At 53.6% G+C, this 14508-nt stretch carries 15 protein-coding genes; 13 read left to right on the plus strand and 2 right to left on the minus strand.

Going from position 1 to position 14508, the window contains the following annotated elements:
• Positions 1-95: 95 nt before the first annotated feature.
• The 4 genes from ACB030_RS05105 to ACB030_RS05120 all read left to right on the plus strand — a co-directional run bounded on the left by ACB030_RS05105 (position 96) and on the right by ACB030_RS05120 (position 4071).
• Positions 96-737, plus strand: coding sequence for a hypothetical protein (locus tag ACB030_RS05105; RefSeq protein WP_371158520.1), 642 nt, complete (start codon positions 96-98; stop codon positions 735-737).
• Positions 734-961 (plus strand): hypothetical protein, encoded by a 228-nt coding sequence (locus ACB030_RS05110; RefSeq protein ID WP_371158521.1) that lies wholly within the window; start codon positions 734-736, stop codon positions 959-961. The genes ACB030_RS05105 and ACB030_RS05110 overlap by 4 nt, the downstream gene beginning before the upstream one ends.
• A gap of 62 nt (positions 962-1023) precedes the next feature.
• A protein-coding gene (locus tag ACB030_RS05115) for an IS66-like element ISAeme23 family transposase (RefSeq protein ID WP_103244595.1) occupies positions 1024-2453 on the plus strand; the annotation gives its coding sequence in 2 pieces (ribosomal slippage) (positions 1024-1210 and positions 1210-2453; 1431 coding nt in all).
• 43 nt (positions 2454-2496) lie between these two features.
• Complete coding sequence (locus tag ACB030_RS05120; RefSeq protein WP_371158522.1) at positions 2497-4071, plus strand: ATP-binding protein; 1575 nt, start codon at positions 2497-2499, stop codon at positions 4069-4071.
• Between the two features lie 195 nt (positions 4072-4266).
• On the opposite strand, the gene cysS is transcribed toward ACB030_RS05120, so the two are convergent.
• On the minus strand, positions 4267-5643 hold the full coding sequence (gene cysS, locus ACB030_RS05125) for a cysteine--tRNA ligase (protein WP_371158523.1): 1377 nt from the start codon (positions 5641-5643) through the stop codon (positions 4267-4269).
• Between the two features lie 203 nt (positions 5644-5846).
• Between cysS and ACB030_RS05130 the strand changes: the two genes are divergently transcribed.
• The 4 genes from ACB030_RS05130 (at position 5847) to ACB030_RS05145 (ending at position 8144) form a co-directional block, all read left to right on the plus strand.
• Positions 5847-6344 (plus strand): peptidylprolyl isomerase, encoded by a 498-nt coding sequence (locus tag ACB030_RS05130; RefSeq protein ID WP_025327420.1) that lies wholly within the window; start codon positions 5847-5849, stop codon positions 6342-6344.
• Positions 6334-7047, plus strand: a complete 714-nt coding sequence (locus tag ACB030_RS05135; protein WP_371158524.1) for a DUF4269 domain-containing protein — start codon at positions 6334-6336, stop codon at positions 7045-7047. The genes ACB030_RS05130 and ACB030_RS05135 overlap by 11 nt, the downstream gene beginning before the upstream one ends.
• Positions 7044-7772, plus strand: a complete 729-nt coding sequence (gene lpxH, locus ACB030_RS05140; protein ID WP_371158525.1) for a UDP-2,3-diacylglucosamine diphosphatase — start codon at positions 7044-7046, stop codon at positions 7770-7772. The genes ACB030_RS05135 and lpxH overlap by 4 nt, the downstream gene beginning before the upstream one ends.
• A gap of 123 nt (positions 7773-7895) precedes the next feature.
• Entirely contained in the window at positions 7896-8144 is a 249-nt protein-coding gene (locus tag ACB030_RS05145) for a GlsB/YeaQ/YmgE family stress response membrane protein (protein WP_025327423.1), read from the plus strand.
• Positions 8145-8351: 207 nt separating this feature from the next.
• Here ACB030_RS05145 and ACB030_RS05150 read toward each other — a convergent pair whose 3' ends face one another.
• Complete coding sequence (locus ACB030_RS05150; protein WP_371158526.1) at positions 8352-8975, minus strand: glutathione S-transferase family protein; 624 nt, start codon at positions 8973-8975, stop codon at positions 8352-8354.
• A gap of 240 nt (positions 8976-9215) precedes the next feature.
• Between ACB030_RS05150 and ACB030_RS05155 the strand changes: the two genes are divergently transcribed.
• From ACB030_RS05155 to ACB030_RS05175, 5 genes are all read left to right on the plus strand, one after another.
• Positions 9216-9365 carry a hypothetical protein gene (locus ACB030_RS05155; RefSeq protein ID WP_162520054.1) on the plus strand — a complete coding sequence of 50 codons (150 nt, stop codon included), beginning with the start codon at positions 9216-9218 and terminating at the stop codon, positions 9363-9365.
• Positions 9366-9881: 516 nt separating this feature from the next.
• Entirely contained in the window at positions 9882-10889 is a 1008-nt protein-coding gene (locus tag ACB030_RS05160; RefSeq protein ID WP_041206994.1) for a Fic family protein, read from the plus strand.
• A gap of 277 nt (positions 10890-11166) precedes the next feature.
• A complete protein-coding gene (locus tag ACB030_RS05165; protein ID WP_371158527.1) occupies positions 11167-12075 on the plus strand; it encodes a nuclease-related domain-containing protein in 909 nt (302 codons plus the stop codon).
• 193 nt (positions 12076-12268) lie between these two features.
• A complete protein-coding gene (locus tag ACB030_RS05170; protein ID WP_371158528.1) occupies positions 12269-13768 on the plus strand; it encodes a hypothetical protein in 1500 nt (499 codons plus the stop codon).
• 116 nt (positions 13769-13884) lie between these two features.
• Positions 13885-14502 (plus strand): hypothetical protein, encoded by a 618-nt coding sequence (locus ACB030_RS05175; RefSeq protein ID WP_371158529.1) that lies wholly within the window; start codon positions 13885-13887, stop codon positions 14500-14502.
• Positions 14503-14508: the final 6 nt, after the last annotated feature.

Consider the following 14508-nt stretch of genomic DNA (forward strand, 5'->3'; position numbering starts at 1 on the left):
ATTGTGGTGCTCGAAGTCAGAGAAACAAGCTAAAAAGAGCCGGCTGGAATGACGACTATCGGGCTCAGTTATTCTTTGGTTAAAATATCAACAAAGTGTGCTCCCGCCCTGGGGAAAAGGGGGGTAGAGATGGCGAAATTGAACTTAATTATGGATCAAGTAATTACAATATTACATTTGATGAAAATGAAAATAAATTGGTCGATCGCTTTAGAAGCATTTTGTACGACGCCGATAAAACAAACATTGACATAGATGCATTTTATCAAACGGAGGACTTAACATCTTTAAATATCGATGTTTTTTGGCAAGAATATAATAAAATACCTATTGTTAATCCAACAAAGTGGAAATTCCATGAAACTGTTTTTGAAGAAGCCTACTATCAAATCCTACGCCATTTGAGCTATGAATTAGAGAGGCAAAATTCAGTTCTTGTAACATTTGGCTTCTCTTTTGCTGATGAACATATCCTCACCCTAGTACAGCGCTCTTTGTCTAATCCATCACTGACAATGTACGTATCATGCTTTAATGAGTCGGAATTAAGGTGGATGAAAGATAAATTCAATGGCTATCAAAATGTAAAGTTCATTTATTCTGATAGTGGTTTTCTAAATTTCAGCAAATTTAATCGTTCAATTTCCACCCTAGTGCCACAAAAAAAAGAACGTGACAAAGAAGCAGCTGCACAACCCAATGAAACTGAAGCTGTAGAATTGGGTGGTAGTCTATGAGCATTGCTATTGGTGAAGTTATTTCTGTTAGAGGCACAAATATCATCGTAGCACTTTATGAAGAATCCAATAAAGAAACTCTTTTCTATTTTGGAGAAAAATTCAATGGTGTGTCAATTCAGGAGTTTATCTTAATCCGTCGAGGATTCAGAGATATCGTTGCCAGAGTACAAGGTGAATATCTGGTAACCGTTCACCAGCCCCCCGTTGACAGTCAAATATGACGATCATCTCTTGATCCACTTTCGGGGGTTGATAGATCCTCCCAGTCCGTCAACATAAGTCCATGAACAAGAAAAAACTCTTCGAAAATGCAGCGCCTCAGGCGCACGACCTCCATGATGCCAACCGCATCATCCAGGAGCTATGGAACAAGCTACGCGAGTACGAGGACCGTCTGGCTCTCTCTTCTCGTAACTCGTCCAAATCACCATCCTCCGACTCGCCCGCGGCTAAGGCGGAGCGAAAAAAGTTGCGACGCCTCGTGGCCGAAATCAGGTTGGCGCTCAACCTGGACACCCGGGGCATCGACGAGAACTAAGTCTGCTGCAATCCACCGATCAGGTGGTTGCTTGCAAACCGGCATCCTGCTGCGCTGAATGTGGCGGAGAGGTCGTGGCCAATGCCGCGCCATCCTTCCGTCACCAGGTGTTTGAACTGCCCAAGTTGCCGCTGGAAATCACCGAATACCAGGTATTCCACGGCCACTGTCAGCACTGCGATGCGCTCAGCAAAGGCGAACTGCCCAATTCGGCACCCAACGGCCAAATGGGACCGCGGTTGCTTAGCCATATCGCCGTGCTAGCAGGGAAATATCATCTGAGTGTGCGCAAAATTCAGAGTTTGCTGCACGATCAGTACGGCATGACCTTTTCGGTGGGCGCCATCTCGGAAGCCCAGGGGCGTATCAGCTCGATGCTGACCCCCATCCATCAAGCGCTGAAGCAACATATTCAGAAGGCGCCGATCATCCATGCCGATGAGACCACGCATCAGCGCAATGGCGAGTCGAATACCCGGTGGTTGTGGTTGATGGCCAGCAACGATGCGGTGTTCCAGAACATTCGTTACTTCCGCAGTCAGGACAATGCCAAGCATCTGCTGGGTTCGGCACCCCACGGCGTTGTGGTTACCGACCAGTGCGCCAGTTACCACTGGCTGGATCCGACACGGCATCAATTCTGCCTGGCGCATGTCCAGCGCAACCTGCAAGAGATGGCGGATTATGGCGGCGGCGGTCAGACAGCCTACCTAGGACATCGGCTGGTCGTGCTGTTGAAGACGGTCTTTCGCACCCAGCACCGTTACGAGTCGGGGCTGATCGGTGAACAGATCAGACTCAGACGGATGGAGCGATTACGGCGCAGTATCAAGACGGTACTGTGCAAGGGTGCCGAGGTTCCCGTGCGACGTTATGCCGGTCGCTGCCAGCATATTCTCAAGTATGAAACCGGGCTGTGGGTATTCTTGCAGCATCCAGGGACACCGCTGACCAACAACGAGGCGGAGCGGTGTATTCGCGGCAGTGTGATCCTGCGGAAGATCTGTTTCGGCACGAGTTCAGACCGGGGAGACAAGTTCCGCTCGCGGGTGCTGTCGGTGATTGAGACGAGCAAGAAGCGCCAGCTGTCGGCACTCGAAGTGCTGTGCCGGATCGTCACAGCGGTCATGACAGGCCAGCCCTATCCTGACGTATTCAACCTGACCTCGGCTTAGTCAAGCCGGGGCCGGTGAACGGTTACAATATCTGGATGAGAGAGTGAGGGATGAGGTAAATAATTGTTACATTCGTAAAATTGAGTTAGTGCCTATAGGATACTTTCATTTCGATATTTTCCATGAAGGTATCAAACACTTACCAATGATACGAGATACAGCTTACTTAATGAGTGACAATCAGGTGAAGTCACTCTTTGGTAAACCAGATGGTAATTTTATTGTCGGTGAAACGCTCACTGAAGAAGTACCAATATCACTTCCTTGGGCTAAGCTTTTCAATACTCATATCGGCGTGTTTGGAAATACTGGCAGTGGAAAATCGAATACATTAACAAATCTCTACACAACTCTATTTAAGAACAAAATAAATAACATCCAGAATATTAGTAATTTTATCGTAATAGATTTCAATGGTGAATATACTCGAAACCAATTAATTCCAAATGCTGATTTCAAAGAAATATACCAGCTCGATACCAGTAATAATGAAGGCAATAAATTCCCACTAATGACTGACGTATTTTGGGATGAGGAACTATTTGGGATACTATTCAAAGCTACAGAAAACACTCAAAAACCATTCTTAAAGCGGCTTGTTTCCGGACGAAATAAATTCAAAAACACCCCCGATAGTCTTACTAATTACGTCAAGTCGACATTACGTAAAGCCCTAACTAGCACAGCTCAGAAAAAAGAGTTTGTAGATATAATTTTCGAAATATCAAAACTTATAAACTCTCACAATATGAAGCAACTTGCAGAACAGATGGGTTGGCATAGTAATCAGGAAAAGCTCTACTTTCCAAATTATCAGAAGTATTTCAATGGTGGCGATAACGATGAAACTTACAATCAGTATTGTAAGCAACATATTGATGCTATTAACATAAACCAATTATCATCATTTGGTGAGCTAAGGCTAAGAATTAACGCTCAACTACTTTCCGACCTCATCAGTGGTTATGTACAATTTGAACATATCCAGCCTCTTTTAAAGAGAGTGGAAGCGTCATTGATTGCACTTGAACGGGTATTCAGCATTGGTGATGAACCACCGTCAAACAAATTGCTGACAGTTATATCTCTTAGAAAGACAAACCAAGAAATAAAAAAGATATTACCATTATTACTTGCCAAGTATTACTATGGTTCACACAAACATAAAGTCATTAATCAAAGTCCCCCTAAACACACCTTTCACATGATTATAGATGAGGCTCATAATATCCTCTCAACGCAGTCCAATCGAGAAAGTGAAAGCTGGAAAGACTACAGGTTAGAGTTGTTCGAGGAAATAATAAAAGAAGGTCGTAAGTTTGGCTTCTTTTTAACTTTATCAAGCCAAAGACCTGCTGATATATCTCCGACAATAATGTCTCAACTACATAACTTCTTTATCCATAGATTAGTTAATGAACGAGACCTTAAGTTACTTGAAAGTACTATTAGCTCACTCGATGATTTATCAAGACAGATGATACCTAATCTAGCAAAAGGATGTGCTGTTATAACTGGAACATCCTTCGATATTCCAATGGTTGTTCAGTTCAACGAGATGGCTGAGGGTAGTAGACCTGACAGCGATGATATTGATATTTCAGCTCTTTGGAGATAGGTATTTAGGACATTCATCTAGTTTTTTCAAAAATTAAAACAGCTACCATTCAATTACAGATATTCGCAAAGATCACAGATATTCAAAATATATAGAAAGTACCAGCCCTCCGGCAGACCACAAACAAAAACCGCAGCCCAAGGGCTGCGGTTTTTTTATTGGCTCAACCTGTTGGCACCAACAGGGCAACTGGCCTTAGGCACGGCGCCAGCTGGTCTTGCCGGCGCTGTCTTCCAGCACTATGCCCATCTCGGTGAGACGGTTGCGGGCGGCGTCGGCGGCGGCCCAGTTCTTGTCGGCGCGGGCCTGGTTGCGCTGGGCGATCAGTTGCTCGATCTCGGCCACTTCGTCGTCCGCTTCGCCACCCTTCAAGAAGGCATCCGGGTCTTGTTGCAGTATGCCGAGCACGGCGCCCAGCTCGCGCAGGCGGGCACCCAGGCCAGCGGCGACATTGATGTCTTCGGCTTTCTGGCGGTTGATCTCGCGCACCAGATCGAACAGGGCGGAGTAGGCTTCCGGGGTGTTGAAGTCGTCGTCCATGGCATCGACGAAGCGAGCCACCTGCTCGTCACCACCGGCGGCGACAGCCACCGGCAGGTCGCGCAGGGCGGTGTACATCCGCTCCAGGGCGGCGCGGGCCTGCTTGAGGTTGTCTTCCGAGTAGTTGAGCTGGCTGCGGTAGTGGCCGGACATCAGGAAGTAGCGCACGGTTTCGGCGTCAAAATGGGCCAGGACGTCGCGGATGGTGAAGAAGTTGCCGAGGGACTTGGACATCTTCTCCTTGTCTACCATCACCATGCCGCTGTGCATCCAGGTGTTGACGTAGTCGCCACCGTGGGCGCAGCAGGACTGGGCTATTTCGTTCTCGTGGTGGGGGAACTGCAGATCGGAGCCGCCGCCGTGGATGTCGAAGTGGTTGCCAAGGTGCTTGGAGTTCATGGCGGAGCACTCTATGTGCCAGCCGGGACGACCCGGGCCCCAGGGGCTGTCCCAGGTCGGCTCGCCGGGCTTGGACATCTTCCACAGCACGAAGTCCAACGGGTTGCGCTTGGCTTCGACCACGTCGACCCGGGCACCGGCCTGCAGCTGCTCCAGATCCTGGCCAGAGAGCTTGCCGTAGTCGGCGAAGGACTCGACGATGAACATCACATCGCCGTTGTCGGCCACGTAGGCGTGCTCTTTTTCCAGCAGGGTTTCGACCAGGGCGATGATTTCATGGATGTGCTGGGTGGCGCGGGGCTCGATGTCCGGGCGCAGCATGCCGAGGGCGTCAAAGTCCTGGTGCATGTCGCCGATCAGGCGCTCGGTGAGGTCGTCACAGGTGACCCGGGTCTCGGCGGCGCGCTTGATGATCTTGTCATCCACGTCGGTGATGTTGCGCACATAGGTGAGATCGTAACCGGCGTAACGCAGGTAACGGGCCACCACATCGAAGGAGACGAAGGTGCGGCCGTGGCCGATATGACAGTGATCGTAGATGGTGACGCCACACACATACATGCCCACCTTGCCCGGGTGGATAGGTTTGAATTCTTCTTTTTGACGAGTGAGTGTGTTGTATATCTTCAGCATCTTATGACCACTGCCTGTGAGTAAAATGGCCTGACATTCTAACCGCATCCGGTGGAGAAAACGAGGCAGAAAAAGCGCCGGATCCCCCATGCCATCTATGCCGCAGCCCCTTGATGGGCTAGAATTGCCACCACTTTAGGCCATAGCCCATGCAACAGCCGCGAGCCGGCTTCGTGCTCGCGCAACATTTGAAAGGACATATCATGGTTACTCTGCACACCAACCACGGCGACATCACCCTGACCCTGAACGCGGAAAAAGCCCCCGAGACCGTGGCCAACTTCCTGCAATACTGCCGTGACGGTCACTACGACAACACCATCTTCCACCGCGTCATCGACGGCTTCATGATCCAGGGCGGCGGTTATGCCCCGGGCTTCGAAGAGAAAGAGACCCGCGCCTCCATCAAGAACGAGGCGGCCAACGGCCTGTCCAACAAGATTGGCACCATCGCCATGGCCCGCACCTCGGAGCCGCACTCCGCCAGCGCCCAGTTCTTCATCAACGTGAACAACAACGACTTCCTGGACTTCAAGTCCCCCACCACCCAGGGCTTCGGCTACTGCGTGTTCGGTGAAGTCACCGCCGGCATGGACGTGGTCAACAAGATCAAGGGCGTCAAGACCGGCAACTACGGCCGCATGCATCAAGACGTGCCGACCGAAGACGTCGTCATCACCAAGGTGACCCTTGCTGAGTGATTGTCGCCTTCTGCGCACTGATATAACTGCGGCCCCGGCCGCAGTTTTTCCATCTGCGCAGGCCACCCCCGCCAACTGGCGCCGCCTCGACTATCTGGCCCAGGGCAATCCCCGCCAGCGTTCCGCCTATGCCCTGCTCAACGCAGGATGCTGGGATGCGCTTGAACGCCTGTGCCAGGACCTGGCGCTGGTGAGCACCGTCGCCATCGGGCTCGACAAGCCCGGCAGCGATCTCGACATCCTCTGCCAGCACCCTGATCCCGCGCGCCTCGCCGCCCTCTTGCGTGAGCAGGGCTGGACGGCCAGCGACAAGGGGCACCAGGTGTGGCTGCTGGAGCAGACCCTGACAGGCCCGGACCAGGCGCGCTGGCCGGTGGAGCTTTATGTCACCCAAGCCCCGCTTGAGACGCTCAACGGCTGGCGTCACCTCAGCCTGATGGCCGCCCTGCTGGGGCACTTTGGCCACGACTTCTATCAGGCCGTGCTGCGCCTTCGCCTCGAGGCAGGGCTCAAGGGAGAGGCGGCCATCTGCCGTCTGCTTGGCCTTGGCGGCGATCCTTACGCCGCGCTGCTGACCCTGGAGGGGCGCGATCTTGCCGCGCTCCACTGGCAGGCACCGTCCCAATGCGACTCGTCCACCCCGGCAGACTCCCCTGCCCCCCTTTGCCCGGAACCCATCAAGAGCACTCATCCCACATCATGAGCACCCTTTTTATCAGTGATATTCACCTGTGCGCCCAGCGGCCCGACATGACAGCCGCACTGGTGCGTTTTCTCGAGCGCGACGCCCCCAAGGCCGATGCCCTCTATGTGCTGGGAGATCTGTTCGAATTCTGGATTGGCGACGACGATCCCAACCCGCTCCACAGCCAGGTGGCCGAGGCCTTCCTGGCCCTGAGCCGGCAGGACGTGCCCATCTACTTCATCCACGGCAATCGCGACTTCCTGCTGGGCAAGGCCTTTGCCAAACGGGCGGGCATGACGCTGCTCGGCGACCCCTGCGTCATCGATCTCTACGGGGAGCGGGTGCTGCTGAGCCACGGGGACCTGCTCTGCACCCTGGATGAGGGCTATCAGAAGTTTCGCCGCATCACCCAGCAAAAATGGCTGCGCTGGCTCTTCCTGCGCCTGCCCCTCAGCCGCCGCCAGGCCATCGCCTGCAAGATGCGGGGCCAGAGCCAGATGGAGAATGCCGGCAAACCACAGACCATCATGGATGTGACCCCGGCGGCGGTCGATGCGCTGTTGCGCCAGCATGGCTGCCAGTTGCTTATCCATGGCCACACCCACAGGCCCGCAGTCCATGACTTCATGCTGGACGGCAAGCCGGCGCGGCGCATCGTGCTGGGAGACTGGTTCGAGCAAGGATCCGTGCTGAGCTGCTCCCCGCAGGGCCAGCGCCTCGAGAGCCGTCCCCTCCCCGAGTGACGGTCCCCCTCGGGGATGAGGGATGCCCATATGACAACTTCTGTCCCACCCCCTCCCCGAGCAGGATGCAACGCCGAACCCTGCATATACTCTGTATCTCTGCACACAAATGAGGACTAGATGATGGGATTTCTTACCTGGGTTGTATTGGGATTGATCGTCGGCATCCTGGCCAAATGGATAATGCCGGGCAAGGATGGGGGCGGTTTCTTCATGACGGTGATCCTGGGGGTCATAGGCGCCATGGTGGGTGGTTACATCGGCACCCTGCTGGGCATGGGAACGGTGACCGGCTTCAACCTGCCGAGCATACTTATCGCCACAGTGGGTGCCTTGATAGTGCTGTTTTTCTACAACAAGATCCGCAGCTGAGCGGCTGAATCCGTTTCTTGCAGCACTCGATGTGTATGCCCCCCGGGCAAGGATCCGAAACCTTGGGTTTCGGATTTTTTATGGGCGAGCCACTCCTTTCGCCTCCGGCGCAGCTGGCAGCCCAACCCAGGCGCCTGGGCTCTGGCGCGAGGCGCTGACGTATAGAGGTTGGCGGGTGCGGCACTGGCGCAGATCTCGCGCTTCTGCTTATGGCATCCCGTTATTGCCATACAGACAGAAGCCGGGGCGCTCGCTCAATCGCGCGTAGTAATCGCTCACCGCCGCGAGTGGCGGGCGCTCGAAGGGGGTATGGAACCAGCGATTCACCGACAGGCCGACGGGAATGTCCGCCAGCGAGAAGCGGCTCCCGGCCACATAGCCGCCGGTGGCCTCGAGCTGCCTGTCCAGGATCTGCATGTACCTGGACCACTCGGCACAACTCGCCTCCATCGCCTGGCTGTCCTGATGGGCGGGGGAGTGCCTGACCAGCGACATGAAGGCGTAGCTCCAGGCGCGGTTCAAGTCCGACGACTGCCAATCCATCCATTGATCGACCCTGGCCCTCGCTCGTGCCTCGGCGGGATAGAGCGAGCCGTCACCATAGCGCGTCGCCAGATATCGGATGATGCTGTTCGATTCCCACAGGGTGAAGTCCCCATCTCTCATGACCGGCACCATACCGTTGGGATTCAACGCCAGGAACTCGGCACTCCGGGTGGACTGAAAACCGCTCCCCCACTCCTCCCGCTCGAAAGGGAGATCCAGCTCGGCGCAGGCCCACAACACCTTGCGCACATTGATTGACGACCCCTTGCCCAGTATCAGTACCATGTCTTCGTCCTTTTGTGAGAAGGGCCCAGCTTCCATCAAGGGGAGAGCGCCGGTCAAGGGGAGAGCCATGACTGCAGTTGGCCCATGGGACTGGCTCTCATGGGCCGCCTGGGGCATGGCCTGAGCGGGGTGAGCCACAGATGAAAAAGAGGCGGTGGGCTAAACTCATGCTTGCGTGTCCGGCTTGACCGACCCCTTCAGAGCGGCCGCGGGACAGGCCAAGCAGTAAAGGACAACATCATGAAAATATGGAAAATCTGCCTGATAGCAGCGCAGCTCATGCTGGTTGCCTGCGCCTCCTCCGACGGTGCAGGCCCTCCCCCGACCGGGGACGACGGCAGCAACGCCGGCGGCAAGAGCGGGGGTGGCAGCAGCTACCTGACCTATTAACGAGGCCATCTCCTGCAAACCGAGGCTCAGCCAGGCCACGGCATCAAATACAACAAGACCAGAAAGCGCCGGCAGCCCGCCGGCGCTTTTCGTCTCGCCAATCAGTGATGCCCTGCCCGACGACCACGGGCACAATGACCCAAAGAAGGGGCTGAACAATGCAATCTGGATCAAAGGTGGACACGGAGGAAAAACAAAAAGGCCACTATCGCTAGTGGCCTTCGTAAGTCTTTGATTGCTTTCTTCAATAACTGGTGCCCGAGGCCGGAATCGAACCGGCACGACGCGAACGTCGAGGGATTTTAAATCAAAGGAACTCGTTTGCATCTCATTGCATGAAATAGCAAGCAGATGGAGCGAGTAACACCGCAAGTTCGCAACAAATCGCACCCCGTCATAGAACATCGCATACCGCTTATCACAGAATTCGCAAAGATACGCCGGCGTGTTGGTCTTGCCCCCGATCTGATAATCTCTGAGCCTTCGCATTTGCAATCGTTTCAGTCGGAGTCCCCCATGGCAGCCTATTCCCCTCCCTTCACCCTGACCCACGCCATGTTGAGCCGGGTGGCGGAGATCGCAGAATTGGTGGGGCAATGGCGCTCGACGCAGAGCTCGCAAGTGCCCATGCTACGCCGGGAAAACCGGATCCGCACCATCCAGGCATCCCTGGCTATCGAGCACAACACCCTGAGCCTGGATCAAGTCACGGCAGTGATCGACGGCAAACCTGTACTGGGATTACCCCGTGAGATCCAGGAGGTGCGCAATGCCTTTGCCGCTTATGAAGCAATGTCGGCTTGGGCCCCTACCTCTTCTGCGGATTTGCTCAGGGCCCATGAACGTTTGATGCACGGGTTATGCGACGATGCAGGGCAATGGCGTAGTGCTGGGGTCGGCATCTATCGGGGTGAGCAATTAGTACATATGGCTCCCCCCGCGACTCAGGTTCCGCGTCTGATGGAACAACTGATGCAATGGTTGGCAGAAACAGAGGCCCATCCCTTGATCGCCTCTTGTGCCTTGCACTACGAGTTGGAGTTTATCCACCCCTTTTCCGATGGAAATGGTCGTATGGGGCGCTTGTGGCAAACGGTGATCTTGAGCCGTTGGCAACCAGTGATGGCCTTCCTGCCGGTGGAAGCGATCATCAAAGAGCGCCAAGAGCACTACTACCACCAATTAAGTCTGGCCGACAGGCTGAGTGACTGCACCGATTTTATTCTGTTTCTGCTAGAGGCGCTGCGAGATGCGTTGACCGAGGCGATTGCCGCACAACCGGCATCACAGTTCACACAGCTGGAAAAAATGCGGGTAGAAACGCCGGTAGAAATGCGGGTAAAAACGCCGGATGCGGTGTTGGCTATCTTGGTGGCTGAGCCGACCTTGACCCTTAAACAAGTAGCCGAGCGGATAGGCAGATCGACCAGCACTGTGGAGCGAGCGGCGGCGGCGTTGGTTAAGGCAGGACGATTACGCTTTGTTGGTCCGCGCAAGGGTGGGCAATGGGAAGTGTTGTCATAGGACAGCTTGCTAAGGCCACCGAGTGTGTTACTACAGCCGCCCAGCTTCCGGGTTGTATCAGTAGACATACAACCAGCCAAGTAAACCCAAGCGCAACGAACCCCATTTGCGCACAAAGGGGGCGCAGTAACTCTCTGTTTTATCTCACTAACACCACAAGGTGTAAGATCTCCATTGGGGGATAATCAGATACTGTGATACTTGCCCCACATCCCAATGGATAGACTCCTATAGGTCAGCTAACCTGTCCTCACCACATCCCCAAAAGATGCATGAAATGGAATTCTCGTCGCTCGCGGTATCTATTCTGGCAACTTCTGGCTTGTTCTTGGGCCCGATTTTCTTATCTGTCGGGATCATCTTGTTAATAAGAAAAAGGCTTCGCTCACATAGGGTCAGCCCGTTGACCGCCGACCTGCTCAGGCCAGCGGGTCACACCCTGCAACAGCAAATCCAGGACCTACAAATAGATCTCTTTTCCCAAATGCTATTCACGCCATTGACCCTGATGATGATCGGGTTCTACCTCTTGTTACAGAGCTATATCGATAAGAGGGCTATGAGCACGACTGTGATGCTGATTTCCGGGATCGTGATGCTGGGTATCTTTATCTATGGCACAACCAAAACTTACAAAATGGCCAACAAGGTTCAGCACCTCAAGCTGGGTTACTCCTGTGAACTTGCGGTTGGCCAGGAGCTGGACCAAATCGTTAGGCCCCAACACCACCCCTATCGGGTTTACCACGATATCCCGTTTGATGGATTCAATATCGACCATTTGATCATCTGCCCTAACGGGGTCTTTGTCATCGAGACTAAAGGCCGCTCCAAACCCATCAACAATGGCGAAAAACAGTTCAAGGTTCGGGTCGAAAATGATGCGCTTCACTTCCCAAACCATGTTGAAAAAGCGCCGCTCGAACAGGTCCGCCGTAACGTCACCACAGTGCGTAACTGGCTCAACAGTGCAACTGGGACCGAAGTCCCGGTAGGTGGCGTTCTGGTTCTACCTGGCTGGTTTGTGGATTTACGCCAGAAGATCACCTTCCCCTACATCGTCAGTGCCGCTGCACTCCCCAAGCAACTCCCCCAATTTCGGGCCGGCTCACTAGAACTGGCCCAGATTCAAGCCATCGCGCACCAAGTAGAGCAAAAAGTACGGGACGTCGCCAAAGCAGGCTAACAAGACTGTATTGCCGACTGATTTTGCATCAGTCGGCAAAAGTACCCCTCCCTTGAATGCCCCTCGGTTTGAGGCTTTGAGCTATAGGGGAACACAGGGGGATTCGCAGCGATGAATTTGAAGCCACCCATTGCGGGTAAAAAGCCAGCGGCGCTATTGTACTAATTCTTTTTTTGCACAAGGAGTGTGCTCGATGTCTATCTCGCCCATGGATCTCGCAACTTATTACGGTGTCGATGACATTCCTGCTGCCCTATCGATAGGCGATAACCTCCATAGTTTGCTCGTAGCCATATTCAGGAATGAGCCTCTGACTTCGCCCCGCTACGACATTCTAGCCAGCTACGATCTCAACGCCTTGAGGGGCTTTATCAACGGCGATATGACTCTCCCTGAGTTCAGACGCCAATCTGGGGTAGAACAAGAGCTGCGCCGTTCTAAATCTCTTTACTATAAGGGCCGAAAGATTGTGCATCGCTACCAACCTTCAATTACGAAGCCCTTGGCTGGTCAGCTAGACGACAAGCCTCATATAGAGAAGACCAGTCAAAATCCCACTTGGGATTACCTGCAGAAATTCCGGATCAAAAATGGTCTGGCCGATGGCCAGAATTCTGTGTCCCTCCCCCCGCATGAACTGGCCAGACAATTCTGGGTGGATGATATCACCAGTGCGATCACGGGCGGTGCCAGGTTGTACAGCCTCCTTGTCGCTGCTGGACAAGGCGCGACGATATCAGCAGCTAACAGACAATTTCTCTTGAACAGAGGGTTGAATGCCTTGCTGTGCTTCTTGACCGGCGAACTCTCCCAAGAGCACTTCGACCAAAAAGGGAAAGCGGAACAGGAGCAACGAAACGAGCTTGCGCAACAGAAACAACGCGAGATCGCCGCTCAGAAGGCCGCAGATGAAGAACGTTATAAAGCCGAGCAGAAAGCCCGAAGTGTGCGACTTGAGGCTGAGCGAATTCAGCGTGAAAGTGACCCCAAGTACATCGCACGGATGAAGAACCAAGCACTCAGGGAGAAGTATGGTGTAACTGGATATGTCGAATCACATCACCTCAAACAGCTCATGGCAATCCTTCTCAAGCTGGATGCAGGTACACGGCTACTGGAGACTGAAACCATCTGGCTCAAGAGCAATGGCCGTGAGTACGAGACAAAGGAGATTCTGCATACCTACAACCGACTCGAAGCGGATCACTGGCTAGCGGAGTACCGCAACAGCAAGAACCCATGGAGTGCAGTCAATGCCAGCGGACACTTGCGTAAATGCGCAGCATCGAATGAGGCGATTGCGCTGCTAAGTGCCATCCCAGCCAAGAGGCAGGGTCAGCCAAAGCTGAAATCAGCCATTCTCACCACGCATGGTGGTGCGATGCGTGACCATGGCGAACATACTGCCGCATTGAGCATGGGCGCTGAAGCTCACCGCCTTCAACCCAACAACTTTCGCCCCTGCACACTTCTTGGTGCAGTCTGTATAGAGCTTGGCAACATTAGTGAGGGACATGAGTGGTATTGCAAGGCGGAAGCCAGAGGCGCTGGTCGTGACAGTATTATGTCGGATGTCAGGTCGCTTCTTACCCGGATGACAGCCGATAAGCGTGAAGCAGTTATCGCAGAACTGTTGCGCATTCATCCCGAACAGTATCGATGGCTAACTAAGTGGCGTCAGGCAAAGGCGTAATTGACATTATTGCTAGCAAACCGAGAGTGAATCGCAAGCCGTTATGGCTGGGAAGTGTCTAGATCGCTGGTGGCGATTCACCCCACATCAACCAACTATCTACATAAGGAGTCACCTTGACCCATAAAACCCTGCTGCTCTCTGCACTGTCCTGTGCCGTCAGTCTCATTGCCTCACCGGCCATTGCCGCAAACACGGGCTTCAAAACCCTGACTGTCGGCCTGCCCATCACCACACTCCAAGCGGTCAACGAAGGTCTGATACGCTACGACTGGCGTAGTGACATTGATGAAGATTTTCGCGGCAAACCCAAGGTGGGCGAGGGATTCTTAGGACGACCAGCTACGGGTGATTATTACTATGCGGTCTACCAACATAAAGTGTTCTCCTTCGGCGGTACCCTAGCGTCGTACCAAGACGACTCCGTTGCTTCTGTCAGACAGGCTAAGGCAGACTTCGAGGAATTAGTCAGTCAGGCGACCAATACCTTGAAAGTCAAGCCGGTGATCATCCGCACAATAAAGGATAAGTCGGTGCCGTTTTTTGAATGTGTAACCGACAGCATTTGCGGTGATTACAGCGCAACCTATACGATCGGAGCCAACGAGATCTCGATCAATTTGATGCAAGACCGTGATGCTGAGGACGGTGGCCGTCAGCTCAACGCGGGAATGCGCGGGACCCTTAAGTTGAATCGCCCCCAGTTCCCTAGACACCTCGCAGCCTTAAAATGAGGCAAC

It is taken from the genome of Aeromonas sp. S16(2024) (assembly GCF_041403065.1).
Taxonomy (GTDB): Bacteria; Pseudomonadota; Gammaproteobacteria; order Enterobacterales; family Aeromonadaceae; genus Aeromonas.

Coding starts and splice junctions, on each gene's coding strand:
- ACB030_RS05160 (WP_041206994.1), top strand. CDS start 9,882: ATGGCAGCCTATTCCCCTCCCTTCACCCTGACCCACGCCATGTTGAGC.
- lpxH (WP_371158525.1), top strand. CDS start 7,044: ATGAGCACCCTTTTTATCAGTGATATTCACCTGTGCGCCCAGCGGCCC.
- ACB030_RS05165 (WP_371158527.1), top strand. CDS start 11,167: ATGGAATTCTCGTCGCTCGCGGTATCTATTCTGGCAACTTCTGGCTTG.
- ACB030_RS05110 (WP_371158521.1), top strand. CDS start 734: ATGAGCATTGCTATTGGTGAAGTTATTTCTGTTAGAGGCACAAATATC.
- ACB030_RS05170 (WP_371158528.1), top strand. CDS start 12,269: ATGTCTATCTCGCCCATGGATCTCGCAACTTATTACGGTGTCGATGAC.
- ACB030_RS05145 (WP_025327423.1), top strand. CDS start 7,896: ATGGGATTTCTTACCTGGGTTGTATTGGGATTGATCGTCGGCATCCTG.
- cysS (WP_371158523.1), bottom strand. CDS start 5,643: ATGCTGAAGATATACAACACACTCACTCGTCAAAAAGAAGAATTCAAA.
- ACB030_RS05155 (WP_162520054.1), top strand. CDS start 9,216: ATGAAAATATGGAAAATCTGCCTGATAGCAGCGCAGCTCATGCTGGTT.
- ACB030_RS05130 (WP_025327420.1), top strand. CDS start 5,847: ATGGTTACTCTGCACACCAACCACGGCGACATCACCCTGACCCTGAAC.
- ACB030_RS05150 (WP_371158526.1), bottom strand. CDS start 8,975: ATGGTACTGATACTGGGCAAGGGGTCGTCAATCAATGTGCGCAAGGTG.